Consider the following 26518-nt stretch of genomic DNA (forward strand, 5'->3'; position numbering starts at 1 on the left):
CGTTAGTCCGCTTTCACCAGGAACAGCGGCTGGCCGTACTCCACCAACTGACCGTTGGAAACCAGAACTTCCACGATCTCGCCATTCACTTCGGCTTCCAGTTCATTCATCAGCTTCATCGCTTCCAGAATACATACGACCGACTTCTCATGGACGCGGTCGCCTGTTTTCACAAATATATCCGCATCTGGAGACGGCGCACTGTAGAACGTGCCGACCATTGGCGATACGATTTGGTGAAGATCCGCAGCAGGCGCCTTGGCAGGTGCGGATTCCGCAGCGGCCGGTTGAACGCTAGGTTGAACGGCTGGCTGGGACGGAACTACCGCTACAGCAGGCTGTGAATATGTATGCGTAATTGGAGCCGCTTGCACATTCACCACTTCAGTTTTGCCTGGTTTACGGATGTGCAGACGCGCGCCTTCGTTTTCAATTTCTAGCTCCTGAACGGATGTTTGATCGACCAGCTTGATCAATTCTTTAATCTCGCTCAACTTGAACATGAACGTAATCACTCCTCTTCTTCACATAACGTTTAGTATTATACCATAAAAAGGCGTGAACACGAATCATTTTTTGGACAAGGTTAAATTACGGCATTCTGATCGAAAAAACTCCGTTCACCTTCGGCTATAGCCAAAGGCGAACGGAGCTTGCTGCCTGGCTGCCGTACCGAATGTTAGGGCTCCGGCACATATTGCACGGATACTTGGTTCGGGCTGACTTCCATAACAGTCATCACTTGGTCGATAATGCTGGCAGCTTCCTTCTTCTCCAGCTTTTCGCTGGTGACGACAACCTTGTAACGGTCATTCTCTTGCGAGACTAAGGCGATCTCATATTGCTTCATCAGCTCCGATTCTAGCGCTGTAATGCGTGAGTTCTTCTCTTCAAGCTGAGCAAGCTCGGTTGCCGCAACTGCCGAATCTTCCGAGCTAATGTTGCTCACATCTGCAAGCACGGTCATAATGCGGTTTTCTTCTTGGCTGTATTGCTGCTCTCTCTTCGCCAGCAAATCGCTGAAGATGCTGCCTTGGGCATAGCCTTCGCGTTCGATTTGCTCCAGAATTTTTTTGTTGGCCAAGCTGATGCCGTCCGAGTCGCCTTGCTGAACCTCATCCACTACAAACTGGCCTTTGTCTCCTCCGGCCACTTCCGTTACATTCTCGCCCGGCTTCTCCGACGACAGCTTATCGGCATCATTCAGATCCTGCGTGAACAAGTAGTAAGCGGACAGCACAACCATCAAGCTAAGCATGGACACAAGCCAAATCGTTTGTCTTTTGGTATTCATTAATGATTCCTCCTAAAAAGTTTTGTGGTTATATTCAGCGGCTAGCTGAATGGAACAAAAACTTGCTTCGTAAGCATCAACTAAGTTTTGTGGTTATATTCAGCGGCTAGCTGAATGGAGCAAAACTTGCTTCGTAAGCATCAACTAAGTGTGTTAATATTCAGCGACTATTACTTGCCCGTGTGTTAATATTCAGCGACTATTACTTGCCCTATTGCTTACTCGGCACAACCGAGATTCGGTTAACCGGAACGCTAAGCCCTTTTTCAACTGCGCTCGTTATGAGGCGTCTGACCGTTGCGTTTTCCGCCCCTTTGGCTACGATTAGAACACCTCGTATTCGGGGATTGATCGTTTTCGTAATGATGGGTTTTTGCTCACCGGATACTTCATACAAAACGACTTGACCATCCTTGCTGATCGACGTAATATGCCTCACCCCCCCGTTCCGATCATTCTCATCGGTAATCGACTGACTCTCGTTCTTGTGCCTCTCGACGACAATCTCTTCCGTCGAATCAACGGTAACCATCACATCAATAGATCCGACCCCAACAATCTTCTCCAGTATTTCTTTGAGACGAGTCTCCAGCGTACCTTCGACTAATTCAAAGGGAGAGCCCGGAGCAGCGTTGCGGTTCCAAGCTTCCGAAGCTTCTGGCGGAGGGTTCGGATCCTGGGCGGAAGGCGCTACATCCTTAAAGGGCAAAAATGAATTAAACAGCATCAGCGCAGCCCCGATTCCGCCAATGATAAGCAAGATCCTCAGCGTACGAACCCGCTTCGGCCCGCCTGGCCCGCCGCCTACCGCCGATTCCAAGCCTTCCAGCCATTTTGCCATTTCGACTCCCTCCCCTCCAGCTTTTTTCACTTGGCTGCTGATTCTCCGCTTGCCCTGATTCGGACATCGATTTTTTCAGCCCGGACTCCCCAGCCTCGCGTCAATACACCCTGCACAGCCGTCATTTCCTTCTTGTTAGGCGAGATAAAATCGTTTTTCTCAGTTGAGCCCGCGTTGCCATTCTTCACGTTGTCTCCTACCGTAATATCTACTGGCGCAACTGCTTCAATCTGAATCGGCTTCTGCCCCTTCTCATGCTCTGGACCCTCGTTACCGGCGCTACCCTTCAACGTGACCTTGACCGCTGAGATCTCCGGCGCTTCATTTTGTTTTTGCCGATCGCTCCAAGCTAAGGTGACGACTACTCGCTCGACCACTGCTCCCGTTTCGCTTGAGATGGCTTCCCCCATCGCTTCTTCCAGATTCGCTGCCGTCAGACGAGCAGCTTCTTCATGCCGTTTGGTCTGTATATCGTCCGCGCGGCGCTGAATGTCCTCCAGACTTGGCATCTGCACTTGCTTGCTCATGGATCTTTCATTCCAAAGCTCCATTCCGGCGTCCAGCCTATTCGTCATATCTGTCTGCAGCAGCCGCAAAATAGGCGAAAGAATAGTCAGCAAGATAAACAATCCGACGACGAGCCTGGCATACCGTTGCATCGATTTATTAGGAAGCAGCAGCTCTACAAGAACGGCCAGCAAGATGACGGCAATAATATCCCTCAGCCAGTCGCTCAACCAACCGATCACATTAAGCTCACCTCCTAAAAGATTTGCGGAGCAAATCTCACTTCGTAAGCATCGACTATGCGTAAATAAAACTTGCTCCGCTCTATCTCACCATAAGCGTTGCATTGCCGGCAGTCAGGATGATCGTCACCGCGAGGAAAAACATCAGGCTGACCGCTGCCAATGCGGCGAATACGAAAATCATCGTTTTGCCGATCGTCTGCAAGCAGTTGACGATAGGAGAATCGCCGAGCGGCTGCATCACGGCGGCCGATACGTTGTAGATGAGCGCTAGCGTTAAGATTTTCAGAGCCGGGAATGCGCTCAGGAACAACAGGATGATGACGCCTGCGAGTCCAATTGCGTTTTTTGCCAGCATTGAAGCAGAGATGACCGTATCCGCGGCATCGGAGAACATTCGGCCTACGACAGGAACGAAGTTGCCCGTTACGAACTTGGCTGCCCGCAGCGTGACGCCATCCGTTACAGCGCCGGTCGCCCCTTGAACGGAAATGACACCGAGAAAGATCGTCACCAGGACGCCAAGTGAACCGACTGCAACGTTTCGAAGCAGATTCGCCAGCTGGGTGACCTTGAATTTCTCCGTCAACGCGCTTGCGATATGCAGCACCGCGGAGAAAAACAACAACGGGAATACGAAGCTGTAGATAACCGTCCCCACGATATGAATCATAAAGATAATGAGAGGATGCAGGACCGATACCGTAACGACGCTTCCCATCGATGCCAGCAGTGTCAGCAGGAGCGGAACCATGGCCAGCATGAAGGCAATCATGCTTTCTATCGCATCCCTGGCATACCCGATTGCGACATGAAAGCTGTTAACCGCGATGATGACCAGCACCATGTAGGTGACGGAATAGGCCACCTTGCTGATGGAGTTTCGCTCGAATGCATTCTGCAATGTTTCCAGCACCATGCTGAATACTGTCAGCAGCACGATCGTAACCAGCAGCTTGCCATTGTACAGCACTTCATGCCAGAGGTATCGGAGCAGCCCTTTCAGCACATCGGTCAGCTTCAGCCCTCCGCCTGACAGCAGCATCTCGCTGAAGCTCGGAACCTTCTGGTCCGGGAAAAAGCCCCCATATTGCTCACGGAGCTTGTTCCAATAATCCTCGACAGGCTCTGTCTCCATAAGGCCCGCTTGTTCCTTCATCATTTCGTTGACGTCCGTTCCTGCGGGTTGCGGAGCTGCCGCGTAGCTGCCCTCCGCATTCACGCCGACCGGCAGGATCGACATGAAGAGCAGAAACAGCCATACGAGCAGTTGCAGTTTTGCGGCTCCGCCGGCACGCGCTTGCACCATCATGATCCGCTCCCCGCCGGCAGCAATCCCATTACGGTCTCGACGATGACGCTTATAATCGGGATGGCCATGACGAGAATAAATACTTTGCCGGCAAATTCTATTTTGGACGCGATGCTTTCCTGCCCTGCGTCCCGTACAATCTGGGCCCCGAATTCGGCAATATAGGCAATTCCGATAATCTTCAGAACCGTTTTCACATAAATCGAAGGAATACCAGAGCGGTTCCCCAGATCCTCAAGCACCTTGATTACCGCTTCTATCTTGCCGATTACATACAGGAAGATAAACAATCCCGTAAATGCCGCCAGAAGGAAAGCGAACATCGGCTTCTGCTCTTTGACAACCAGGATCAGCACGGTCGCCATCAGACCGAGGCCGACGATTTGTATCATTTCCACCGCGTTCACCTACTGGAACAGAAAAATCGTTTTGATTTCCTGGAACAAGTCATTCAGCAGCCGTACAACCATAAACAATACGACGACGAATCCGATTACGGTTACCCAATGCGCCATGTCTTCCTTCCCCATCTGCTTCAAAACGGAATGAATCATTGCAATAATGATGCCGATTCCAGCGATTTGAAATATGGCGCTGACATCCATGTTCATAAGTAGCGCACCCTCTTACACCATCAAAATGATGATCAGCACAGCGAGCAATGCTCCGAGACTTTTCCACATCTTTTCATAACGCCCTTGATCGTCTCTTGCCGCGTCCTCTTCTGACTTCAGTTGCAGCAGCGCAAGCCGCAAGTGCTTCATCTGATCTTCCTTGTCACTGATGCCAAGCGTTGATCCAAGCCGGAGCATGACCGCTTTTTCGCTAGCCCTCATCGAGGTTTCAATCCAGCATGCCTGTATGGACCTCTCCCAGCATTCCTGAAAGGACAAGCCTTCTTCTCCGTTCAGTTGCTCGGATGCGTTCCGAAACAGCGCGGCAATCGGCGCCGCAGAAGCTTCCGCCGTCCGCTCCAGCGCTTCTGGCAGGGGCGTATGACCGTAACCAATCTCGGTCTCCAGACGCTGCAGAGCATGAGCGAGCTGTCTCAGCTGCCTGGGCCGTTCCGCGAACTTCGCGGCTTGCTGAAAACCGATTAGTGTGCCGGCTACCAGGATTAGCACTGCGCCAATCAGCTTGATCATTGCTCCCTCCGGAAGGCCCCGGCCCCAGCCAGATTCATAACGGAAGGCTGTTCCCTGCTCTTGGCGCTGGAGGCTTGCTGCAACACACCCGCACTTATAATGCGGTGCATAATACCGTCCAGCGAGCGCTTCAGCTCTACGATATGGGCGAATGCCCCTTCCTGAATAAGCCTATACAACTCTGGTCTTCCTTTGGCATCCTGCACATCGAAGGCATGGGCGGTTGCGACGACGCTTACTCCTGCGTGGCTGGCCTCCCGGATCGCATCGATATCCTCAGGCCGTCCGATCTCATCGACGATCAGCACCTCAGGCGACATGGACCTCAGCAGCATCATCATGCCTTCCGCCTTCGGACATGCATCCATAACATCCGTTCGCGGGCCAACGTCGAAAGTCGGTATGCCTCTGACGCAAGCGGCGATTTCGGATCGTTCATCTACGATCCCTACTTTCTTGCCCGCGATAGCATCTCTCTCGATTCCTGTCTGGCTGCCGTAGCTAAGGGTTCTCGCGATATCCCGGATTAGCGTCGTTTTGCCTTGCTGCGGCGGTGCCAATATGAGCGTGGACCCTACGGTACCGCGTACCTTATCGATGAGCTTGGGCAATAGATGTGCAGCTGCGCCAATAACCTCTCTCGCAATCCGGATGTTGAAACCGCCAATATCCCGAATGCCGCGGACGCTGCCGCCATCGAGGATCGTGCGGCCGGCTAGTCCGATTCGATGTCCGCCCGATACGGTAATGTAGCCTCTTCTCAGTTCTTCTTCCATAGCATAGAGCGAATAATTCGTGATGCGCTCCAGAAGCTTGCGGCATTGCTCAGCCGTAGGTTTTAAGGAACCATCTGATTGAAGCTTCAAACTCCCGTCGCTCCCCACAAACCGATATCCCCCGCGATAGGAGATCTCAAGCGGACGATTCTCCCGTATGCGTATTTCCTCAAGCGATCCTTTTACGTCCGCCGGCAAACCATCCAGCAGCTTTTTTAGTTCCAGCGGCAACAAATGGGATACATGGGACAGCATGCTTCCTTCACTCCCCAATGTTTGTCTTATGTCGTTACATGTGTATGCTTGTCTGCTGGAATTATGAACGGATTTGCTAGATTCGCACTCTACTATTTTTTTAATATGCCAATCATCAGGCAGATAACGCCGACGGCTACCCACACAAACTTGGACGCCGACAGCTTGTCGGACAACCCGACAAGGCCGATGGTGGTCGTTGCGATCAGAATAATCGGGCCGACAAACGCGAGCGATGAATTTACGACAAGCGCTTTGTCGATCTGATTCATCCTGAGCATGATTAACGCTGCGCATATCTCGATACTGCCGGACAACAGGCGCAGCATCGCCATACTTAGAACGATTTTGTTAAGCAATGGATTGGACCTCCTTTCGTTCCATGCGCTTTTTGTATGTATATGCATGCTTGTCTCCAATTCATGCCGGGCACCTGCCCAGCGCCATCCGCATATAGTGGTTGGAAGATCAATCAAGCGAGGAGAACTGAGAACATGAAGAGTGCTGTACTGGACAACTGGCATCAGCTCTTAAGAGACCCTAGCGGCTGCAGAAGCGCGGACCGGCGACAAGGGCTTGGCAAAACCATGGTGATCGACAAAGGAATGGGCTTGAACGCCTTCACCGATTTCATTCAGACAGCGGGGCCATTCGTCGACATCGTCAAGCTTGGATTCGGAACCGCCGTCCTGTATGATCAGAACCTATTGCGCAAGAAGCTGAAGCTTGCTTCCGATTCCAATCTGATCATGATGCCCGGCGGCACGCTGCTGGAAGTTGCCGTCCAGCAAGGAACGGCCATGCCGTTTCTCGACAGAATCTGCTCGCTTGGCTTTACCGGTGTCGAAATATCCGATGGCACCATCGAACTGGACCGTATTCGCCGAACTTCGCTGATCAAGGAATGCATCAGACGAGGACTGTTCGTCGTCACCGAATACGGGAAGAAAGCGGCAGGCTCCGAGATTGATTCGGAGGAGCTTGCATTTACCGCCCACTGCGACTGGGAAGCCGGAGCAGAGATGGTGGCGGTTGAAGCCAGAGAATCGGGCGTCAACATCGGTCTCTTTGATGAGCATGGACATTGCAAGGAAAGCGTTCTTGAGGATGTGCTCGGCAAGGTCGACCACGCCGGGCGCTTAATGTGGGAGGCACCTCTGAAGAGCCAGCAAGCAGAGCTTCTGCTGCAATTCGGCGCTGGGGTTCATCTGGGCAACGTCGCTCCCGCTGAAGCGTTGTCGCTGGAAGCGATGCGCCGCGGATTGCGCGCGGACACCTTCGAATTCGGACAGCGGTCTGCCGATCCCGATTATATGATTTAAGGAGTGGAGAATAGATTATGCACGTCCAGGTAATATCCAGCGTGAACGAGGCCTGCTCTGCGAACTTTCATCACAAAACAGCCTTCGTCATCGATGTATTGAGAGCCACAAGCACGATCGTTACCGCTTTATCTGCAGGTGCCTCCAGCATCGTGCCAGCCGAGACGGTGATGGATGCCCGGTCCCTTCAGCGGCCGGAGGACTTGATGGGCGGAGAGCGCTTTTGCCGTAAAATTGCGGGCTTTGATCTCGGAAATTCGCCAAAAGAGTATCATGCGGATGCCGTGCGTGGACGCAGAATTATATTGACAACGACAAATGGCACAAGAGCCATTCATAAGTCTACTAAAGCGGAGAACATCATAGCCGCATCCTTGCTGAATGCGGCAGCCGCAGCGAAATATGCTCTTCATCTGCAAAGAGATATTGTCATACTATGCGCAGGCAGCCATGATGAATTTGCGATCGAAGACGGACTGTGCGCAGGTCTGCTCATCGAGGAACTGATGAAGCTAAGAGGCGGGAATATGGAGCTGGATGACTTCGGACTCGCGATGCATGCCTTATACCGGGATCGAGCTGCGGACATTCTGGAGACGCTGCTGCAAGGACAATCTGGCAAGAGACTGCTCAAGCTGGGATTAAGAGATGATATCGAGGCATGCGCCCGCGTGAATGTACTGGACGCCGTACCCTGTCTCTCAGGAGATCGCCTCGTCCTGCGCGACTAGTCATAACGGAGCGAGCCCGTCCATATAATGAGGTAGGCTGCTCCGACGGAGCGCCGCTTTGGACAGGATAGGAGCTCATTGCCATGGTTGGTGAACTGATTCTCGTCATTCTTATTCTAATAGGCGTTATTGGCCGCTCTCCCATCATTGCGACCGCGGCTTGCTTGCTGCTTGCGATCAAGCTTGTTCATCTGGAGAGATTCCTGCCCGCGATTGAGCGGCGAGGGCTTGAGCTTGGACTGCTGTTCCTGACGCTGAGCGTACTCGTTCCTTTTGCAGCCGAACGAATCCAATTCAAGGATTTCACTGCGGTACTTACCTCATGGCCCGGCATTCTCGCTTTGACTGGCGGAGCGCTTGCTACCTTTATTAATAGCAGGGGCCTGGATCTTCTGAAGATGGACCCGCAGATTGTCGTAGGTCTCGTGCTGGGATCGATTGTCGGCATCATATTGTTAAGAGGCATACCCGTCGGGCCGTTGATGGCAGCTGGCATAACAGCTATCTTATATAAAGTGTTCAAGCTGTTCGGGGGCTCCCCGTGAGCCGCCGTTTGCTTGTTCAGACAAAAGAGGGTGCCCCGCACAGGGACACCCTCTTATTCTTGTTCAAGTAAGATGTGAATAAGTCCGATTAACGACGCTCAGATGGACCGCCGACATAAGCTTGCTCGGTCGTATCTAGTCCATACGCCGTATGGAGCGCACGCACCACTTCATTAAGCGTCTCTGACGCAATCACACAGGAGCATTTGATCTCGGACGTGCTTACCATCTTGATGCTTACGCCAAGCGTTGAAATCGCCGAGAACATTTTAGCCGCTACACCAGGGTTGCTGACCATGCCCGCTCCGACGATCGAGACTTTCACAAGGCCGGATTCCGAAGTTGTCTCGCGATACGGCACAAGGGAACGCACGCCTTCAATCACTTCAATCGCTTTCTCTCTGTCGTCTCCCGACAGGGTGAACGAGAAGTCGGCTTTGCCGTCCTGGACACCGCTCTGAACGATAATATCTACGTCGATGCCGTTATTGGCAAGCGCGCCGAATACATTAGCCAGAACGCCCGGCACATCCTCCACGCCCATAATACTAATTCTAGCCACGTTTTTATCAAAAGCGATTCCGCGCACGACCACGCCTTGTTCCATGACCGCATCCTCCTTCACACTTGTACCTTCATTCTGCGTGAAGCTTGAACGTACAACCAGCTTCACATTGTAATGCTTCGCATATTCAACGGCGCGTGGATGCAATACCGCCGCACCCAAATTGGCCAGTTCCAGCATTTCGTCATACGAAATTTCATTCAGCTTGCGTGCGTTTTTCACGACACGGGGATCAGTCGAATAGACGCCGTCCACATCCGTGTAGATTTCGCATACATCCGCTTTGACGGCTGCGGCAAGCGCTACAGCTGTAGTATCGGAACCGCCGCGTCCGAGCGTTGTAATCTCGCCGTCTTCACTCATGCCCTGGAATCCGGCAACAACCGCTACATTCCCCGCTTCAAGCGCTTTAAAAATCCGGCTTGGCTCAATGTCGGTAATTTTAGCTTTTCCGTGAATCTCGTCCGTCTTCATCCCCGCTTGCCAGCCGGTAAACGACATAGCCTTCCCGCCTATCTGATGAATCGTCATCGACAGCAAGGCGATCGAAATCTGTTCACCGACCGTCATTAGCATATCCATCTCGCGATGGGGCGGATTGGGGTTCAGTCCCTTCGACTGATCAATCAAATCGTCTGTCGTATCACCCATGGCAGACACGACGACAACGATATCATTGCCTTCTTGCTGCCTTTCCACTATACGTTTTGCTACACGCTGCATTCTCTCCGGCGTACCCACGGAGCTGCCGCCAAACTTCATCACGATCAAAGACAAAGCTGTTTCACTCCCAACCTTGACATCTACATACAAGTTCATATTATATCACAGGAGACCTGCCCATGGGTATAGCTCCGCATAAAAACATTTCCGCCCTACCGCGTTATCGCAGAATAGCGCCCCCATACCTGGATCATGACTGTATGGTGCAAAAAAAGCCGCCCCAAGTCGCAATGCGACCTTGGAGACGGCTTGTTATGCCTTCGGCGTAAGATTACGCTCTGGAGATGTATTTGCCTTCGCGCGTATCGATCAGAAGCACATCGCCTTCGTTGATGAACAATGGAACTTGTACTGTAAGTCCTGTCTCAACCGTTGCGTTTTTCGTAGCGCCTTGAGCGGTGTTGCCTTTTACGCCCGGCTCTGTCTCTGTTACTTTCAGATCTACGCTGTTCGGCATTTGGATACCGAGGATTTCGCCTTGGTAGCTCGAGATGTTAACCGTCATGTTTTCTTTCAGGAAGTTAAGCTCCCACTCGAGCTGTTTCTTGTCCAGGTTGAACTGGTCGAACGTCTCGTTGTCCATGAACGTATATTCGGAACCGGAGTTGTACAGATATTGAACCGCTCTGTTCTCGATTATGGCGCGGCCGATTGTCTCGCCTGCACGGAATGTTTTCTCAACAACGTTGCCGTTGCGAAGATTTTTCAGCTTGGAACGTACGAATGCAGCGCCTTTGCCCGGTTTTACGTGTTGGAAGTCCAGGACGGTGAAGATATCGTTGTCTACTTGCACAGTCAAACCTGTCTTAAAATCGTTTACTGAAATCATTGCTGATTCCCTCCTGAATGAATAGTTCCTATCCCAGGCAGATGAGCTCCTTCGGAGATGAGGTTAATATTTTAATACCGGATTCCGTAATGACGATATCATCCTCGATGCGTACGCCGCCAAAGCCTGGGACGTAGATGCCGGGTTCCACCGTAACGGTCATGCCGGGGGTTAAAATCGTATCGCTTAGACGGGATAGTCTTGGCGCTTCGTGAACTTCCATGCCAAGCCCGTGTCCTGTACCATGCCCGAAGTGATCGCCGTAGCCATGCTTCGTAATGATATCGCGGCAGAGCGCGTCCGCTTCCTTGCCGGTCATGCCGGGACGGATATTCGCAAGCGCGTGCAGCTGAGCTTCCAGCACGATGTTGTAGATTTCTTTATGTTTGTCGTTCGGATTGCCGATGACAACCGTCCGGGTCAAGTCAGAGCAATACCCGTTGTAGTAAGCGCCAAAGTCGAGCTTCACGAATTCGTCCGTGCCGATGATGCGGTCGCTTGCCACGCCGTGCGGCAATGCAGAGCGCTCTCCGGAAGCAACGATGGTATCAAAGGATGAACTTGTTGCACCGTTGCTGCGCATAAAGACTTCCATCTCAAGCGCGACATCGGACTCCCTGATCCCGGTCGCCAGAACGCCAAGAATATGCTTGAACGTCCGATCTGCCAGATCCGCCGCATCCTGCATCACTTGCAGCTCCGCATCGTCCTTGATCATGCGCAGCTTCTCGACCAGCGCTGCAGCGGGCTTCAACTGGATGGTATTCAGCGTCTTGCCCCACTGGAGATATTCTCCGTAGCTCACATGCTCCTGCTCGAATCCGAGCGAGCTGATGCCGTCTTTCTCCAGAATCCCTCGAATATCATCAATCGGGCTTGTTCCATGCTCGATGACCTGGAATCCTTGAACCTGCTTCGCTGCCTGCTCGCGGTAGCGGAAATCTGTCAGGAAATAGTTATCCCCGGAAGTAATGAGTACAAAACCTGCCGAACCTGTAAAACCGCTTATGTAGCGTCTGTTATGTGGGCTTGCGATCAACAGTGCATCCAGGCCGTTCTCTTCCAGCAGCTTGCGCAGCCGCTCTACTCTTTTTGTCGTCATATCGCTCTCCCTCTCATTCCTCGCTGCTCTCGCTTCGAAGTTTGCGCACCAGCGCGTCCAGAGCCATCAGATACCCCGATGCTCCGAAACCCGCGATCTGCCCGAGGGCGATCGGAGCTACAACGGACACATGCCGGAACGCTTCTCTCTTATGAATGTTGGATAGATGCACTTCCACGATCGGCACCGAAATTGCGCTAAGCGCATCCCGGATCGCATAACTGTAATGAGTCCAAGCACCCGGATTAATAATGATGCCGTCCTCTTTCCCGTATGCGCTATGTATGCGGTCGATCATGTCGCCTTCATGATTGGTTTGGAAGCATGAGACCTGGACGCCAAGCTCATCTCCCTTGCTCTTGACCTGCGCCTCGATCGCGGATAGCGATTCATTGCCGTATACGCCAGGCTCGCGTATGCCAAGCATATTCAAGTTAGGACCATTAAGCACTGCGATTCTGAGCATGCCTGCACCTCCTGGGCGAACGATTGGTCAATCTCGTCGAAGATCACAAGACATTTTACCACAAATGTCCGCCCCTTGAGAAGTAACAACTCAGTTCTTTGCTCCCATCGGCTCGCGCGACACCTCGTCGGTAAATTCAAAGGCGATGGAATAGCCGATAAATACGCCCCATAGGGTCGATATGCATAGCTCTGTATAGATGGTGTTCCAGCCAATCTGCGTAAGCCATCCCATGAGCCCGATCAGCGGTCCGATGCCGGCGAACAAGACTACCCATACGGCGAGTCCATAGAAGATGCCCGGCCATGGTCCTTTCAGCCTGCCGAGCACAACTTTATAGAGAAGCGCCATCACAATCGAGAATACGATGTAAGCGGCAATACCGACAACATAGCCCCAAGCGGATTTCAAGAAAGAATGCCGGAAGAACGGTTCCAGCATATAGCCCGGAAGCAATGTCGTAAATCTCATCTCGTAGCACATCCACCGAAGGACGCCGAAAAATAATCCGGCAAAGAAACCAAGCTGAATGGAGTACAGCCATGGATTGGTCCGGTGGTGTTCATCCTTGTTCCTTCTAAGATGATCATGTGCATTGGCCATAGTGATCGCTCCTTTGCGCTTGTGTATAGCAAACCTTGTGCCGCTATTTTCTAGTATGCGACAAAGATTGGACCTGTAACCGCTGCACTTCGATCGCTCAGGGCATACTGCAAGGCTTAGCGACTCGCAATTAGACGTCAGATCAAGTACAATAGAAACAAGACTATTTTAGAAGAAATATCGAGGAAGGTGACACGCTTTTGTCTCAGGACCCACGTAATATTTATGGCGGACAAGCCGTCATTGAGGGCGTCATGTTCCAGGGCAAGCACGTGAATGTGACAGCCGTAAGACGCAAGAACGATGAAATCGTTTTTTACGAAGTACCCAGAACGACACAGCGATGGCTGACTCCTTTCAAGAAAATACCGTTCCTGCGCGGCGTCATCGGCATTGTCGAATCCAGCGCCAAGGGTTCCCAGCATTTGAACTTCTCGATGGAAGCCTATGCGGAGGATGAGACAGAGGAAGACGCGAAGAACGGCAAGCCTGTTGAGAAAGCCCCGCCCAAGGAAGAAAAGAAAAGCGGTCTGAGCGCCGGCATGATCGTCAGCGTTGCGGTCGCAGGCGTCCTGTCCTTTATCGCAGGCAAGGTCCTCTTCACGGGGGTGCCAGCGGCACTGGAAGAATTATTGTTCAGCGGGTTATTCGAAAGCTCCATCGGTCATAATTTATTAGAGGGACTTATCAAAATTATTTTATTACTGGCATACCTGTACTTTATATCCATGACTCCGCTTATTAAGCGCCTGTTCCAATACCACGGAGCAGAGCATAAGGTCATCAGCGCTTATGAAGCGGGCGAAGAACTGACAATACCCAATGTGCAGAAGTACAGCAGGCTGCATTACCGCTGCGGCTCCAGCTTTATGGTGTTCACGATTATCGTGGGTGTCGTGATCTACTCGCTGCCGATTTTTGTATGGCAAGGACTATGGGACCGCATTATTATCCGTCTTGCGTTGCTGCCTCTCGTTCTTGGCGTTTCTTATGAAGTGCTAAGATTAACAAACGCTGTACGCGAAGTACCTTTCCTGCGTTTCCTCGGCTACCCTGGCCTATGGCTGCAGCTGTTGACAACAAAAGAACCGAAAGACGAGCAGGTTGCCGTATCGATCGCTTCCTTCAACCGGATGCGCGAGCTGGACCAGCAAATGTCTAAATCTTAATAAAGGCGTGATGAGGATGTACAATCGTGGAAAAAGATGGAGCCCCGGCGCCATAATCATATTTGCTCTACTGGCAATCGGCATTGTCGTGGGCTTTGCGAGATTCGCGCTCTCCCTGATTTTGCCCATTGTCATCCTTGGCGGCATCTTTCTGCTCTACAAATACCCCCCGGCCTTCCTAAGCGGCCGGCGCGGCGGTAGCCAATCGCGAACGCATGTGACGCATAACCGAACTTCGGCTAAGCCAAAGCGTGATCGTCCGCGTTCGAAGACTGTCCCTTTCCGAGTAATCGAAGGCGGCAAGGATGACGACGACATGCCGAAATATCATTAATTGAATGTTTGATACAACAAAAGGTCAGCGGAACAAATTCCGCTGACCTTTTGTGTTATGTATCTTATTCTGTATCCAATTGGGAACGCAAAGCTCTCAAATCTGCCAGCCTGGATTCATCCCTGCGGAAATATTCCACCAGCGTCTCGATGCAAGTAATAGAATCCCAGCTCAGATGATGCTCAATACCTTCCACATCTTTATAGATATTATCGTCCTGCACACCGATAATCGTCAAAAATGATTCCAGCAGCTGATGACGGTCAACCAGCCGTTTCCCCATCTTTTTCCCTTTGTTGGTGAGGACCAGACCGCGGTACTTCTCGTATATGAGATAATTGTCCTTATCCAGCTTCTGAATCATCTTCGTTACGGAAGACGGATGGACCTCCAGCCCTTCGGCTATATCCGATACACGCGCGTAGCCCTTCTCATCGATGAGCTTATAGATTCGTTCCAAGTAGTCTTCCATGCTCGGAGTCGGCACCCAAGAACCTCCTTACCTTGCTTCATTACCCAATTGCTCGGCTTTACTCTATGTATCATACACTGTTCGATAGATCATCTGCAACCCGTCCGACAAATTTGGACGGCAATCTCAGCAGTTGGTGATCTTACCTGTTTACCCGGACCCTATATACGGAATCCTAGCTGATATCGAAATGATTCTTACGTTATTCAAACTACTCGATTTCTAATCAGGAGGCTTCTTCATGTCCCAACAAACATTATCCCGTCCTCCCCGAGTTGACCGAACGACTCTGTCCTTCGTGCCGGAGCTTGTTTATTTTGAACCGGCAGCGCTGGATTATCCCAAGGGCAAGCGAATATTTGAATGGGTAAAAAAAGAAGGCATTCCTTACCGTATGACCACTTCGCATAACCGTATCACCAACCTGCCCGGCGATTCCGAGCTGGAGCAATATAAAATCGCCAAGCGGACGCTCGTGGTTGGCCTTCGCAAGACGCTTAAATTCGATACATCCAAGCCTTCTGCCGAATATGCGATTCCAATCGCAACAGGCTGTATGGCTCACTGCCATTATTGCTATCTGCAGACGACGCTTGGCGCAAAGCCTTATATCCGCGTATACGTCAATATCGAAGACATTCTGGATGCAGCACAAGGCTATATCGACGAACGCGCTCCCGAAATTACGCGCTTTGAGGCTGCCTGTACATCCGATCCAGTCGGCCTGGAGCCCATAACGGGCAGCCTTCGTGAGCTCATCGAATATATGGGGCAGCAGCCGCTGGCCAGACTGCGCTTTGTCACCAAGTTTCATCATGTGGATTCCCTGCTGGACGCCAACCATAACGGCCATACGCGCATCCGTTTCAGTGTGAACAGCAAATACGTCATCAAACACTTCGAGCCGTCCACCTCCCGCTTCGAGCAGCGGATTGAGGCCGCTGCGAAGGCCGCCAAGGCGGGTTACCCGATCGGTTTCATCATTGCCCCGATTATATGGCATGACGGCTGGGAGGAAGGCTATGGGGAGCTGCTGGCAGCGCTGGATGCTGCTTTGCCTCAAGACGTCAGAGGCGACCTGACGTTCGAGCTGATCCAGCACCGATTCACGAAGACGGCGAAAGGCGTAATCGAAAAGCGTTACCCCAAAACCAAGCTCGAAATGGATATCGAAAAGCGCAAATACAAGTGGGGCCGCTGGGGACAGGGCAAATACGTCTACCCCGATGAACAAGCAGACGCGCTCCGCTTATTCATATCGGAGCGCGTCTTTGAACATTTTCCGGATTCCAAAATCGAATACTTTACCTAAATATTAAAACTTCAATATTAAAACTTCAAAAATTCCGGTGTAATTTGGTTGAGCCAAATGGTGATTTTGGTCATTTGATCCGTGAACAGCAGTACGCCCATCAGAATCATAACGCCGCCGCCGATCTTCATGACAATGCTGGAATACTTCAGAATCCAGCGAGCCGTGCCTAGGAAAAAGGCAAGAATAAAGAACGGAATAGCGAAGCCTAATGCATAGGCCGAGGTTAGGCCGAACCATGTGCCTGGCTCCGCTGCAGCCAACCCCAGAATAGCGGTCAACGCAGGTCCGATGCATGGCGACCAGCCTGCCGAGAAACCGATGCCGAAAATAAACGAGCTGAGGTAATTGACCTTCTTAGGCATCAGGTTCATTCTGCGTTCCTTCATTAGCAGCTTTGGCTGGAAGATGCCCATCAAGAACAGGCCCATCAATATGATCAGTATGGCGGATAATTGACGTATCAGTACGTTGTACTCGCTGAAGAACTCGCTGAATACATTCGTTCCGTATCCCAGCGTATAATAAACCGTGCAAAAACCGAGTACAAAAAACAGCGTATGCGTCATCATGAGCATACGTTTTTTGTTCGTGAGCTGAGCATCCTTCAATTCCGATACAGAGATGCCGGTTATGTACGACAGGTATGACGGATAAAGCGGCAAGCAGCATGGCGAAATAAACGAAGCGAAGCCCGCTCCGAACGCCAGCCAAATATTAATGTCTGACAAGATATGCACCTCTTTCGCGATACCTATTGGCTGATGCTAACCGCCAAGTCTCAGGGTGCGCCGGAACATAAGCAGCACAAGCAGAATCGCAATCAGAAGCAATACGACCGTTCCGCCTGGCGCCAGATTCCACACGCCTGCAATCATCAACCCCCCGATTACGGCCAACTCGCCGATCAGGACGACGGTTACGATGCTCTGCTTGAAGCTGCGGGCGATAATAAGGCTGCATGCAGCCGGGATCGTCAGCAAGGCAGATACAAGCAGTGCGCCTACGATCTTGATCGCTACGCTAATGACTAGTGCGGTAAGCACGCTAATCATAACATTATAGAATCGCACGGGCAAGCCGCTTACCGCTGCCGCCTCTTCGTCGAAGGACAGAAGGAACAACTCCTTCGCCTGCAAGCCGACAACAAGCAATACGACAAGCGTAACGCCCCCAATCGTATATAGATCCGTTCCATCCAGCGTATAGATGCTTCCGAACAGGTAGCTGTTCACATCCATGAAGCTGCGCCCCATTGTGAACAACAAAGAAGCCAGCGCGATCCCGCCTGACATAATAATGGCGAGCGACAGCTCCGCATAGGTCTTATAGGCTTTGCGGAGCTTCTCTATCGCGAAGGATGCGGCAATGGCGAATACAAGTCCCGCTGCAATGGGATAGACGCCGATAATATAGCCCAGCGCTACCCCCGCAATTGCCACATGGGACAAGGTATCCCCTATCATTGAGAGTCTCCTCAAAACAAGAAACAGTCCCATAAGCGGGGCGGTTATGCCGATTAACACGCCGCCAATGAGCGCCCTCTGAAAAAACTCGCTAGTTACGATCTCCAATGCCAACAACCTCTCTCCCGCTTTCCAATTGCTCCCGAAGCCCTCGCAAGCTATGCGCCAGGTTATGCTCTACGCAGTCTTGCGTATCATGCGAATGCCGGATATAAAAATTTAGTTTGCCCGATTTGGACGCCGGCTCTTGTCCCAGATAAGCCCGGATCATCTCCATGTCATGCGATACCATCAGAAACGTCATATTATGATGCTGATGCATATGCTTGATCATATGAAAGAAGCTTTGCTGCGTCTCGGCATCAATGCCTACCGTTGGTTCGTCCAGAATGAGCAGCGAGGGATTATTAATGAGCGCCCTTGCCAAAAATACGCGCTGCTGCTGCCCGCCGGACAATTGCCCGATCCGCTTCTCGGCCAGATCAGATATGCCCATCGCCTCAAGCGCATCCGCCGCCTTGACGTGGTCTGCTTTGCCGATCGGTCGGAACAAGCGCTTGCGTCCATACAGCCCGGACATCACGACTTCACGCACCGTTGCGGGAAACTGGGGATTAAGTGAATTTTTTTGCGGCACATAGCCAATCCGGTCCCAATCCTTGAATTTCTCCACAGGCACACCGAACAACCGGATTTGTCCCTCAGTGGGCCGAAGCAAACCGACGATCATCCGCAGAAGGGTTGTTTTGCCAGCTCCGTTCGTACCGATAAGTCCGATGAAATCCCGTTCCTTGACGCTGAACGATACATCCGTCATAACCGACTTATGCTGATAGGAGAACGACACGCCGTCTACGCCGACCACTTCGCGATGACAGCCTTGCGAACTCTCGTTTTTTTCGTTTGATAGAAGCATAGTACCTCTCCTTAGCGCAAAAAGGGAGCCATCCGGGCTCCGTTTTCGCCAACCTTAATTTATTCTATTGTAATGCCTTCGTCAAGTTTTGCAAATTGCTTTCCATTAGCGTCAGATAAGTCGCTCCGCTCTTCTCTTGTTCCTTCGTCAGACCTTCCAGCGGATTGAGCACCATCGTCTCCACACCAGCCTCGCTCGCCAGCGTCTTCGCCAAGCGATCCGACACCAATTCCTCGAAGAAGATATACTTGACGCCATTCTCCTTCACAAACTTTGCAATCTTCAGAATGTCCTGCGCCCGCGGCTCCGCATCCGGGCTAAGGCCCATGATTGCTGTCTGCGTAAGTCCATAGTCTCTCGCCAAATATCCGAATGCCTGATGCGATACGACCAGATTCTTCTGTGGTGCTTTCTCCAGCACCTCTGTGTACTTCTGGTCCAGTTGAACCAGCTCGTTCTTCAACGTTTCAAAACGTTCATTATAGTAGTCCTCATGTACAGGGTCCGTCTCAATCAAGCTGGTCTTCACGTTCTCAGCTAGTATAATAGACGATTTCGGGCTTACCCATGTATGGGGATCGATATCATGCGAATGTGAATGTCCTTCTTCTGCATCATGATCATGGTCATCGCTGTCATGGTCGTGATCATGGTCATCACCGTCATGATCGTGGTCATGACCCTCACCGCTAATTAACGCAATACCGGCGCTCATTTCCTTCGTCACGACCTTGCTGTCCTTCGAAAGGCCTTTCTGAAACTGATCAATCCACAATTCAAGTCCTGCTCCGTGATACAGCAGCAGCTGCGCATTCGACGCTGTGCTCAGATCCTTGCTCTTCGGAGTCCAGTCATGCGGCTCTACACCAGCTGCAATCAAATTCACGACCTCTACATGCTCCCCGCCAATCTCGCTTGCCAAATAATAGAGGGGATAGAAGCTGGTCACGACCTTCAGCTTGGGCTGAGTGGCTTCTCCCCCGTTGCCAGTATCATTGCTTGCAGTCTGAGAGGGCTCCGCCGACGGACTTGCCCCTTGATTGCTAGAATTGCCATTCCCGCATGCGCTCATTACAAGTACGACCGACATCAATACTACGAACATATTCAACCATTTACCGCGTTTACTTTTCAGCATGTGTATACTCTCCGATTCTCTTTATAGTAATCGTTATGATTACGTTTAATATTATACGTCCGCCTATTTACTCTGTCAACCAACTTTTCGAATGCCAGCACCAATCAGCTGCTTACTTACAAGCCATACGCCAAAAAAAGCCGTTCCATACCTCCTATTCAGGAAGCGGAACGACTTTTTCAAATTCTGTAAGCTGTTATTTCACAACGGCGCCGTTCGGCATGCCATCCGGCACTGTCGCAAGCGTTAACTGATCGTCATGAGAAGCAGCCAGAATCATGCCTTGCGACATCTCCCCGCGCAGCTTAACGGGCTTCAAGTTCGTGACGCAGATAACCTTGCGCCCGACAAGCTCCTCTGGCTTATAATACTTGGCAATGCCCGATACGACTTGGCGCTGCTCATAACCAAGATCCAGCTGGAGCTTCAGAAGTTTATCCGCCTTCGGCACCGGCTCCGCAGCCAGTACCTGGGCTACGCGAAGTTCTACTTTGGCGAAATCGTCGATGCCGATCTCTTCCTTATCAGAGGGCTCCGGTCCGTCGCTGCTGGCAGGCGCTGCTGCCGGCGCTTCCGTCTGGCTCGCCGCAGGTGTGCCTCCACTCATTGATGAAGCGATGAATGCTGCCTCTTCCTCCGTCTCCAGACGCGGGAAGATCGGCGTACCTTTGCTGACCGTCGTGCCGCCCGGAGTTCTTCCGAACGTGCGCATGCTGTCCCATGAGGTCAGCTCGCCTTCCGCAAGGCCCAACTGGCGCCACATTTCACGAGGCGCATGAGTCAGGAACGGCTGCAGCATGATGGAGATGAGGCGCAGCGACTCTGCAAGATGATGCATAACGGAAGCCAGCTCCGCAGATTTGGCTTCATCCTTCGCCAACGCCCACGGCTGTGTCTCATCAATATATTTGTTCGTTCTGCTGACGAATTGCCATAACGACGTCAGTGCCACGGAGAATTCCATACGCTCCATCGCATTTTCCACCGACGTAATCGTTTCACCGGCAAGCTGCTGCAAGCTGGAATCAAACGGTGTAACCGGTCCTGCGAACGGAGGGATATTGCCCTCAAAATATTTGCCGATCATCGCCACCGTTCGGTTAAGCAAATTGCCGAGATCATTGGCCAAATCGAAATTAATGCGCTCGACGAAGTTCTCCGGTGTGAATGCGCCGTCAGAGCCGAATGGCACTTCACGCAGCAGGTAATAACGAAGCGCATCCAGACCGTAGCGGTCGATCAATACAACGGGATCAACGACTGTACCTTTGGACTTCGACATTTTGCCTTCCTTCGTCAGAAGCCAGCCATGCGCAAACACTTTCTTCGGCAGCGGCAATCCAAGCGCCATCAGCATGATCGGCCAATAGATTGTATGGAAGCGGACGATTTCCTTGCCGACCAGATGAACGTCAGCCGGCCAGAATTGATTGTACTTCGCGTCCTTTCCTTCCTCGCCGTAGCCAAGCGCGGTAATATAGTTGGACAAAGCGTCGATCCATACATAAATGACATGCTTAGGATCACCAGGCACCTTAATGCCCCAATCGAAGGTTGTGCGGGAAACCGCCAAATCCTCCAGGCCAGGCTTGATAAAGTTGTTGATCATCTCGTTCTTGCGGGATTCCGGCTGAATGAAGTCCGGATTGTCCTCATAGTGCTTCAGCAAGCGGTCTGCGTATTTGCTCATCCGGAAGAAATAGCTTTCTTCCTTCACCAGCTCCACCGGTCTGCCGCAATCTGGACAATTGCCGTTCACAAGCTGACGCTCAAGGAAAAACGATTCGCAAGGTGTACAATACCAGCCTTCATATTCGCCCTTGTAGATGTCATCCTGCTCCAGCAGCTGCTTGAAGATGCGTTCGACAACAACCTTATGGCGATCCTCCGTCGTGCGGATGAAATCATCATTCGAAATTTCCAGCTTCGACCACAATTCCTTGATGCCGACAACAATGTCGTCCACGAACTGCTGTGGCGTCTTGTCCTTCTCCTTCGCCTTGCGCTCGATTTTCTGACCATGCTCGTCCGTCCCGGTCAAGTACCATACATGATATCCGCGAAGACGCTTGTAACGGGCCATTGCGTCACCGGCAACTGTCGTATAGGCATGGCCGATGTGCAGCTTGTCGCTCGGGTAATAAATCGGTGTCGTAATGTAAAATGATTTTTTGTCAGACATCTTCCTATTCCTCCTGCCGCCTTCTGGCGATTGTTCTGGAAAAAACGCAAAAAACTCCCGTCCAACATGGGACGAGAGTTCATACTCACGTGGTACCACCCAAATTCCGGCTGCGCATCTTTCCCTTGCCACACAACCCAATCAAGGTTGGTGCAAGGCCGCACTGCCGCTTCGTAGGCCGTCTGCCGACGGCATGCCCTTAACGCGGACGTTACGCCGCTCCCTTACCGGACTGATCATTCTCCGGCTCGAAAGCAGTGCCTCCCGGACCATCTTCCAGCTTCGCTCCTTGCCGGCTTGCACCATGACGCCCGGCTCTCTGCATAGGACTGCTCCGCTGTACTCATCCATTCATTGGCATGAAGCTATTTTATAAAATATACCCAATCTGCTCCCCGCCTGTCAAGGCGGCATGCATCCAGCCATGGATTACTTTCCGCTCCGGTCCGCGGAAGCTGGAAGCTTCTCTGGAACCGGATCGAATCCTCCCGGATGGAAGGGGTGGCATCTGCCGATCCGCTTAGCCGCCAGCCAAGCACCCTTCGCCGCTCCATGCACTTCGATCGCTTCCAGCGCATAGGCGGAGCATGTGGGGTAGAACCGGCAGCTCGGCGGCTTTAACGGCGAAATATACTTACGGTAGACATGAATAGGCGCTTGCAGCGTTCGCCTCATGAATCGCCGCTCCGGCTTCATGCCTCGCTAGCCGCCGCTTCTTCCTGCTCGCATGATTTGCAATATCCGAACACCTCGAATTTATGCTTCACCACGCGGAAGTCCTGAGGAACTGCGGTCTGCTCCATCGGACAGAAAGTAATGGGATACGTATGCCCGCATTGGAGGCAAATCAAATGATGATGATGATGCTCTTCCCTGCAATGCAGCTTGAACTTCACACCTTCCTCGAACACAACCTGCTCCAGCACGCCAAGCTCCTCCATAACGCGCAGGTTTCGGTAGACGGTATCAAAGCTGAGACCGGAATAGGTTTTCCCCATATATTCATAGACATCTTTTGGCGATAGGTAACCAGGCGTATCTGCGAACAGCTTGGCCAGCGTCTTTCGCTGATCCGTTACCCGCAGCCCACGGCTCGACATTCGCCCGACGATTTCTTCCATTGTATGCATAGCCGAACCTCCGAATTTGAAAGTTTCTATCTTCCATAATGCCGAAAAAAAGAGCTCTCGTCAATGAGAGCCCCTTATCCGTTCACCTTCATATTGATTACAAAGCTGGCGCACATCGCAATAAACGTCAAGATGCTGACCACGCCCATAACCGCCCGCCGGCGTTTCAGCGTCCCGATTCGGTCTGCTCCCGCTCCCTGCAATTGGCCCTGGGTAACAAACCGATGCATAAATAAAAACACGATAATAGATGCCACAAATAACATATTTGTGATAAACCAAACTGCAGTCCAGTACAAGTCCATACCCCCGGTTCTTCGTCTTAAGCTTCGCCGGCTCTAGGCATACCATCGATTCAATACGTACATGAATACGCTGAAGCTGACGATTGCACCCGCAAAACAAAACCATCCGTACTTGAACCTTTGCTGGAACATGCGCAGAATGCCCAAGCTAAGAAGACCGAATACAAGCAATATAAAGACGACTCCCAATATAAATAGCGAAGGAGACACGCTGCTTACATCAACTAATGACACGTCGACACTCCCTTTGCGAGACAATATGTATATTCCAATAAGTTATTATAAGGGAAAGCTTGTCCGTTAGCCAGCAGCAAGAGGGGGGAAAAACGAACTTTTTCGTGACAAAATAAGTAACGCAGGCTCCCAGCAGAGCCGACTTCCGCTCCCGTTCACCTGCGCCGCTATGGCCAATAGATGGAATGCTCATGATAGGTTCGGCTCATCGGCCGCTTCCGCAGCTTCACATGCAAGGTTCCGCCCTTTACTGCAGCCTGGCAGATCCTCGGCTTGACAAGCTTCGGCAGCTTTATGATTTCATGCTTCCCGCCGGGCAGTCCGTCAATGCGCAGCGCATCCTCCTTCACCCTGAGTCGCAGCAAGTCTTTGTCACATCCAGGTGGCAGCTTGAACTTGACGCCAATATATAGCTTCGATTCCGTAGTCTGCGCTGCCTTCGTACCCGTCATATGTCCCGCAACATCCGGAAGCGCCTTCGTCATCATCCTTCTCACGAACTTCTCGACCCAATCGGGCTCGCGGAGCACCTCGAATCCCCGGGGCAGCTGTTGTCCTTCCATCCAGCGCTCCAGATCATCCCAGTTCGATGCCATAGGGTATTCCTCCTTCCCCATTCCCTATACCATATGCCATCGCCTGGCAGCAGGATACTTGATCCCCATTCACCTCTGGGCGAATGCCGTCATAAGATACGATATCCAAGAAAATTTGCGGGGAGTGAAGCTCATGCCAGCTGTTGTCGGATTTGTCAAAATCGTAAGCGTCGGTTCTGCTTCCATCGTCCAGTTCGGAGATACATTGCAAGTCACACCATCCAGCAATACGAAGACCTATGCCGGTTCAGGCTCCTTCTTGACAGGCAGCCTAACCAATTCCAACAATGCCGTCAGCTCTACCAATTCCATTGACCCCGATATTCAGGACAATACCAATGTGCCGAACGGAGCGAATCTGGTATGAGCTGGACGATAAACCAGACGATCACGATTCACCAGATTCGGGTAGACAGTGTATCCAACAGTTCCGTTCTGCAGATCGGAAGCGCGGGAGCGATTCGCTCCCTCTCTCAGCTGTACAATACAGGCGGATTCACAGGTCCGGCCCCCATGCTGGAGGAGAATCCGCTGTCCTTCGTGCCGCTTCCCAATCCGGCTTAACTTTGAAGCCCGCCGCAAGATGAGAGGAGATGGATCGGATGAAAGATGAAAGCCAGCTGTCTCCGTGGCAGGCATGGTCCTTCGAGGTGATGAAGAAGCTGAAGTCTCAGCAGGAGCGGATTGAAAGGCTGGAATGTACAGTTGACGATCTGTGTAACCAACTGAAGAAGCTTGAATCCAAGCCAGCTTACACCATCGAGAACATCCAATACCACTTCGATCAGCTCAAGGTCGAGAAGCTGGAAGGGACGCTGAACATCGGCATGTCTTTACCCGATACCGACGCTTTCGGGAAGGAAGAAGGCAACGGAAACAACGGCGGCAATGGGAGCAATGGCGGTTCCGGCAATATTGATCAATTTTCCGTCGGTCAAGGCAGCGGCAACGTCTTTCCGTCAGCCGGTCCTGCTATCACGCCGCCACCCGAGTCTTACAATACGATCTATCGTCGGTTAACCCGATATCTCGATACCGAAGCTCACCAGATCCTGCAAAAGCATGAGAAGGAGCTGGATTTGCCGCTTGATCCCTATCATCGGCGGATTATTCTGGAGGATGTCCGGAAGCAGATGCCTACGCGCATTCAATTTTATTGGCAGATGCAGACGAAGGACAGCACCGATACGGCTGGATTATATCCCGATCTCATCGCAGATCGCGTTTTTGACAAGACCAAGCGCGATGCAGAGACCGCTATTGACGCCTATATGAGAAGCTTGAAAGCGGGCAATCCAATGAACGGAGGCGCTTAACCATGCTGCATTTTCATGTAACGAATCATTCGTTGGCTGTCGGACAGATTGACGTGCTTGGCATATCCAGTTCTTCTATGTTCCAGGTAGGCGATACCGATTGTGTAGCGCTGTATTCCATGTTCGATACTCCGCCCGAATCGGTCGTTGTCGGACCGCTGGCTCCGCTTCCCGAGCCTGAAGGCGCGCGGGAAGCGATCGGTGAATCCAATGTCCATGCGTCATAGCGAAGGAGCCAGCTGTATACATCATCCAACTCGTTCGTCACAGATCGGTGCGATCTGCATCATCAGCGCTTCATCCTCCACCGCCGTCCAGTTCGGCGACCGGCGCCGAACGGATGCGCGGCTGATGGCGCTTGCCGTGCAGCGGAAGGAGGATCACGCGAGGTCCGGGGATGTATACTTCGAATCCTACCGTATTTTCTCAAGGCCCGATCCCATCCTGGTCGATCCCGCTTTCGATAAGGGGCGTGTCATACGAATGAGCCGCACCAACTGTGATCCCTGTATCAGCGTTGGCTTCATCCGCATTATCGCTGCAGGCAATTCCTCCAGCATCCATATCGGGAACGGCCATTGCGTAACCGGCAATTCCCGCATCAAGCACATCCGGCAATATCCGAAGGAAGGCATCGCAGAGTCCGGCATCTCAAACCAACAGCAACCGGCCATGGCATCGCCATAGCCG

General features: G+C 51.9%; 37 protein-coding genes. 11 read left to right on the forward strand and 26 right to left on the reverse strand.

Going from position 1 to position 26518, the window contains the following annotated elements; translation table 11 throughout:
- Positions 1 to 2: 2 nt before the first annotated feature.
- The 10 genes from accB to ACFVSO_RS12795 all read right to left on the reverse strand — a co-directional run bounded on the left by accB (position 3) and on the right by ACFVSO_RS12795 (position 6731).
- Positions 3 to 503 carry an acetyl-CoA carboxylase biotin carboxyl carrier protein gene (accB, locus tag ACFVSO_RS12750; RefSeq protein ID WP_387473975.1) on the reverse strand — a complete coding sequence of 167 codons (501 nt, stop codon included), beginning with the start codon at positions 501 to 503 and terminating at the stop codon, positions 3 to 5.
- Positions 504 to 679: 176 nt separating this feature from the next.
- Positions 680 to 1294 (reverse strand): SpoIIIAH-like family protein, encoded by a 615-nt coding sequence (locus ACFVSO_RS12755; RefSeq protein WP_387473977.1) that lies wholly within the window; start codon positions 1292 to 1294, stop codon positions 680 to 682.
- 211 nt (positions 1295 to 1505) lie between these two features.
- Positions 1506 to 2135 (reverse strand): stage III sporulation protein AG, encoded by a 630-nt coding sequence (gene spoIIIAG / locus ACFVSO_RS12760; protein ID WP_387473979.1) that lies wholly within the window; start codon positions 2133 to 2135, stop codon positions 1506 to 1508.
- A 26-nt stretch (positions 2136 to 2161) separates the two neighbouring features.
- A complete protein-coding gene (spoIIIAF, locus tag ACFVSO_RS12765; protein WP_387473981.1) occupies positions 2162 to 2884 on the reverse strand; it encodes a stage III sporulation protein AF in 723 nt (240 codons plus the stop codon).
- 82 nt (positions 2885 to 2966) lie between these two features.
- On the reverse strand, positions 2967 to 4196 hold the full coding sequence (spoIIIAE, locus tag ACFVSO_RS12770) for a stage III sporulation protein AE (RefSeq protein WP_387473983.1): 1230 nt from the start codon (positions 4194 to 4196) through the stop codon (positions 2967 to 2969).
- Positions 4193 to 4594 carry a stage III sporulation protein AD gene (gene spoIIIAD / locus ACFVSO_RS12775; RefSeq protein ID WP_387473985.1) on the reverse strand — a complete coding sequence of 134 codons (402 nt, stop codon included), beginning with the start codon at positions 4592 to 4594 and terminating at the stop codon, positions 4193 to 4195. The genes spoIIIAE and spoIIIAD overlap by 4 nt, the downstream gene beginning before the upstream one ends.
- A gap of 9 nt (positions 4595 to 4603) precedes the next feature.
- Positions 4604 to 4807: a stage III sporulation protein AC gene (gene spoIIIAC / locus ACFVSO_RS12780; RefSeq protein WP_119799452.1), complete on the reverse strand. Its 204-nt coding sequence runs from the start codon at positions 4805 to 4807 to the stop codon at positions 4604 to 4606.
- A 15-nt stretch (positions 4808 to 4822) separates the two neighbouring features.
- Positions 4823 to 5341, reverse strand: a complete 519-nt coding sequence (gene spoIIIAB / locus ACFVSO_RS12785; protein WP_387473988.1) for a stage III sporulation protein SpoIIIAB — start codon at positions 5339 to 5341, stop codon at positions 4823 to 4825.
- Positions 5338 to 6372: a stage III sporulation protein AA gene (gene spoIIIAA / locus ACFVSO_RS12790; RefSeq protein WP_387473990.1), complete on the reverse strand. Its 1035-nt coding sequence runs from the start codon at positions 6370 to 6372 to the stop codon at positions 5338 to 5340. The genes spoIIIAB and spoIIIAA overlap by 4 nt, the downstream gene beginning before the upstream one ends.
- A gap of 92 nt (positions 6373 to 6464) precedes the next feature.
- On the reverse strand, positions 6465 to 6731 hold the full coding sequence (locus ACFVSO_RS12795; protein WP_182914208.1) for a YqhV family protein: 267 nt from the start codon (positions 6729 to 6731) through the stop codon (positions 6465 to 6467).
- A gap of 135 nt (positions 6732 to 6866) precedes the next feature.
- Here ACFVSO_RS12795 and comA point away from each other — a divergent pair, with 135 nt between their 5' ends.
- The 3 genes from comA to ACFVSO_RS12810 all read left to right on the forward strand — a co-directional run bounded on the left by comA (position 6867) and on the right by ACFVSO_RS12810 (position 8970).
- A complete protein-coding gene (gene comA / locus ACFVSO_RS12800; protein WP_387473993.1) occupies positions 6867 to 7694 on the forward strand; it encodes a phosphosulfolactate synthase in 828 nt (275 codons plus the stop codon).
- A 17-nt stretch (positions 7695 to 7711) separates the two neighbouring features.
- Positions 7712 to 8425, forward strand: coding sequence for a 2-phosphosulfolactate phosphatase (locus tag ACFVSO_RS12805; RefSeq protein ID WP_387473995.1), 714 nt, complete (start codon positions 7712 to 7714; stop codon positions 8423 to 8425).
- Positions 8426 to 8508: 83 nt separating this feature from the next.
- Positions 8509 to 8970, forward strand: coding sequence for a DUF441 domain-containing protein (locus ACFVSO_RS12810; RefSeq protein ID WP_387473997.1), 462 nt, complete (start codon positions 8509 to 8511; stop codon positions 8968 to 8970).
- 88 nt (positions 8971 to 9058) lie between these two features.
- On the opposite strand, the gene ACFVSO_RS12815 is transcribed toward ACFVSO_RS12810, so the two are convergent.
- The 5 genes from ACFVSO_RS12815 to ACFVSO_RS12835 form a co-directional block, all read right to left on the reverse strand.
- Positions 9059 to 10312: an aspartate kinase gene (locus ACFVSO_RS12815; protein WP_387473999.1), complete on the reverse strand. Its 1254-nt coding sequence runs from the start codon at positions 10310 to 10312 to the stop codon at positions 9059 to 9061.
- Positions 10313 to 10529: 217 nt separating this feature from the next.
- Positions 10530 to 11087, reverse strand: coding sequence for an elongation factor P (gene efp / locus ACFVSO_RS12820; RefSeq protein ID WP_387474001.1), 558 nt, complete (start codon positions 11085 to 11087; stop codon positions 10530 to 10532).
- A gap of 28 nt (positions 11088 to 11115) precedes the next feature.
- Positions 11116 to 12189 carry a M24 family metallopeptidase gene (locus ACFVSO_RS12825; protein ID WP_387474003.1) on the reverse strand — a complete coding sequence of 358 codons (1074 nt, stop codon included), beginning with the start codon at positions 12187 to 12189 and terminating at the stop codon, positions 11116 to 11118.
- 13 nt (positions 12190 to 12202) lie between these two features.
- On the reverse strand, positions 12203 to 12655 hold the full coding sequence (gene aroQ / locus ACFVSO_RS12830) for a type II 3-dehydroquinate dehydratase (protein ID WP_387474005.1): 453 nt from the start codon (positions 12653 to 12655) through the stop codon (positions 12203 to 12205).
- Between the two features lie 90 nt (positions 12656 to 12745).
- Complete coding sequence (locus ACFVSO_RS12835; RefSeq protein WP_387474007.1) at positions 12746 to 13258, reverse strand: YqhR family membrane protein; 513 nt, start codon at positions 13256 to 13258, stop codon at positions 12746 to 12748.
- Positions 13259 to 13458: 200 nt separating this feature from the next.
- On the opposite strand from ACFVSO_RS12835, the gene ACFVSO_RS12840 reads away from it, so the two are divergent.
- Together ACFVSO_RS12840 and ACFVSO_RS12845 are read left to right on the forward strand one after the other, a co-directional pair.
- On the forward strand, positions 13459 to 14427 hold the full coding sequence (locus tag ACFVSO_RS12840) for a DUF1385 domain-containing protein (RefSeq protein WP_387474009.1): 969 nt from the start codon (positions 13459 to 13461) through the stop codon (positions 14425 to 14427).
- Between the two features lie 16 nt (positions 14428 to 14443).
- Positions 14444 to 14761, forward strand: a complete 318-nt coding sequence (locus ACFVSO_RS12845; RefSeq protein ID WP_387474011.1) for a hypothetical protein — start codon at positions 14444 to 14446, stop codon at positions 14759 to 14761.
- 64 nt (positions 14762 to 14825) lie between these two features.
- Here the strand turns inward: ACFVSO_RS12845 and mntR are convergent, their stop codons facing one another.
- Positions 14826 to 15248, reverse strand: coding sequence for a transcriptional regulator MntR (mntR, locus tag ACFVSO_RS12850; RefSeq protein ID WP_387474013.1), 423 nt, complete (start codon positions 15246 to 15248; stop codon positions 14826 to 14828).
- A gap of 226 nt (positions 15249 to 15474) precedes the next feature.
- Between mntR and splB the strand changes: the two genes are divergently transcribed.
- Positions 15475 to 16545, forward strand: coding sequence for a spore photoproduct lyase (gene splB / locus ACFVSO_RS12855; RefSeq protein ID WP_387474015.1), 1071 nt, complete (start codon positions 15475 to 15477; stop codon positions 16543 to 16545).
- 17 nt (positions 16546 to 16562) lie between these two features.
- Here the strand turns inward: splB and ACFVSO_RS12860 are convergent, their stop codons facing one another.
- From ACFVSO_RS12860 to ACFVSO_RS12905, 10 genes are all read right to left on the reverse strand, one after another.
- Positions 16563 to 17276 (reverse strand): cytochrome c biogenesis CcdA family protein, encoded by a 714-nt coding sequence (locus ACFVSO_RS12860; RefSeq protein WP_387474017.1) that lies wholly within the window; start codon positions 17274 to 17276, stop codon positions 16563 to 16565.
- A 36-nt stretch (positions 17277 to 17312) separates the two neighbouring features.
- Positions 17313 to 18119: a metal ABC transporter permease gene (locus tag ACFVSO_RS12865; RefSeq protein ID WP_387474278.1), complete on the reverse strand. Its 807-nt coding sequence runs from the start codon at positions 18117 to 18119 to the stop codon at positions 17313 to 17315.
- Positions 18103 to 18828 (reverse strand): ATP-binding cassette domain-containing protein, encoded by a 726-nt coding sequence (locus ACFVSO_RS12870; RefSeq protein ID WP_475832703.1) that lies wholly within the window; start codon positions 18826 to 18828, stop codon positions 18103 to 18105. The genes ACFVSO_RS12865 and ACFVSO_RS12870 overlap by 17 nt, the downstream gene beginning before the upstream one ends.
- 163 nt (positions 18829 to 18991) lie before the next feature.
- Complete coding sequence (locus ACFVSO_RS12875) at positions 18992 to 20065, reverse strand: metal ABC transporter solute-binding protein, Zn/Mn family (protein WP_387474021.1); 1074 nt, start codon at positions 20063 to 20065, stop codon at positions 18992 to 18994.
- 196 nt (positions 20066 to 20261) lie between these two features.
- Positions 20262 to 22247, reverse strand: coding sequence for a methionine--tRNA ligase (gene metG, locus ACFVSO_RS12880; RefSeq protein WP_387474023.1), 1986 nt, complete (start codon positions 22245 to 22247; stop codon positions 20262 to 20264).
- Between the two features lie 429 nt (positions 22248 to 22676).
- Positions 22677 to 22922 (reverse strand): membrane protein insertion efficiency factor YidD, encoded by a 246-nt coding sequence (yidD, locus tag ACFVSO_RS12885; protein ID WP_387474025.1) that lies wholly within the window; start codon positions 22920 to 22922, stop codon positions 22677 to 22679.
- Between the two features lie 17 nt (positions 22923 to 22939).
- Entirely contained in the window at positions 22940 to 23377 is a 438-nt protein-coding gene (locus ACFVSO_RS12890; RefSeq protein ID WP_387474027.1) for a Fur family transcriptional regulator, read from the reverse strand.
- 74 nt (positions 23378 to 23451) lie between these two features.
- Positions 23452 to 23676, reverse strand: coding sequence for a hypothetical protein (locus tag ACFVSO_RS12895; protein ID WP_387474029.1), 225 nt, complete (start codon positions 23674 to 23676; stop codon positions 23452 to 23454).
- Between the two features lie 39 nt (positions 23677 to 23715).
- Positions 23716 to 23916 carry a hypothetical protein gene (locus tag ACFVSO_RS12900; RefSeq protein WP_387474031.1) on the reverse strand — a complete coding sequence of 67 codons (201 nt, stop codon included), beginning with the start codon at positions 23914 to 23916 and terminating at the stop codon, positions 23716 to 23718.
- A gap of 167 nt (positions 23917 to 24083) precedes the next feature.
- Complete coding sequence (locus ACFVSO_RS12905; RefSeq protein ID WP_387474033.1) at positions 24084 to 24512, reverse strand: Hsp20/alpha crystallin family protein; 429 nt, start codon at positions 24510 to 24512, stop codon at positions 24084 to 24086.
- A 133-nt stretch (positions 24513 to 24645) separates the two neighbouring features.
- Between ACFVSO_RS12905 and ACFVSO_RS12910 the strand changes: the two genes are divergently transcribed.
- From ACFVSO_RS12910 to ACFVSO_RS12930, 5 genes are read left to right on the forward strand one after another with little or no spacing between them, the layout of a single operon-like run.
- A complete protein-coding gene (locus ACFVSO_RS12910) occupies positions 24646 to 24879 on the forward strand; it encodes a spore germination protein (RefSeq protein WP_119799427.1) in 234 nt (77 codons plus the stop codon).
- On the forward strand, positions 24876 to 25076 hold the full coding sequence (locus ACFVSO_RS12915; RefSeq protein WP_116044940.1) for a spore germination protein GerPB: 201 nt from the start codon (positions 24876 to 24878) through the stop codon (positions 25074 to 25076). Before ACFVSO_RS12910 ends, ACFVSO_RS12915 begins: the two co-directional genes overlap by 4 nt.
- Before the next feature lie 38 nt (positions 25077 to 25114).
- Positions 25115 to 25828 carry a spore germination protein GerPC gene (gerPC, locus tag ACFVSO_RS12920; RefSeq protein ID WP_387474036.1) on the forward strand — a complete coding sequence of 238 codons (714 nt, stop codon included), beginning with the start codon at positions 25115 to 25117 and terminating at the stop codon, positions 25826 to 25828.
- Positions 25829 to 25833: 5 nt separating this feature from the next.
- Complete coding sequence (locus tag ACFVSO_RS12925; RefSeq protein ID WP_387474280.1) at positions 25834 to 26055, forward strand: hypothetical protein; 222 nt, start codon at positions 25834 to 25836, stop codon at positions 26053 to 26055.
- Positions 26045 to 26515: a spore germination protein GerPE gene (locus tag ACFVSO_RS12930; RefSeq protein ID WP_387474038.1), complete on the forward strand. Its 471-nt coding sequence runs from the start codon at positions 26045 to 26047 to the stop codon at positions 26513 to 26515. Before ACFVSO_RS12925 ends, ACFVSO_RS12930 begins: the two co-directional genes overlap by 11 nt.
- The last annotated feature ends 3 nt before the right edge of the window (positions 26516 to 26518 follow it).

The sequence above is a fragment of the Paenibacillus sp. NPDC057967 genome (genome assembly GCF_042887015.1).
In the GTDB taxonomy this organism is placed as follows: Bacteria; Bacillota; Bacilli; order Paenibacillales; family Paenibacillaceae; genus Pristimantibacillus.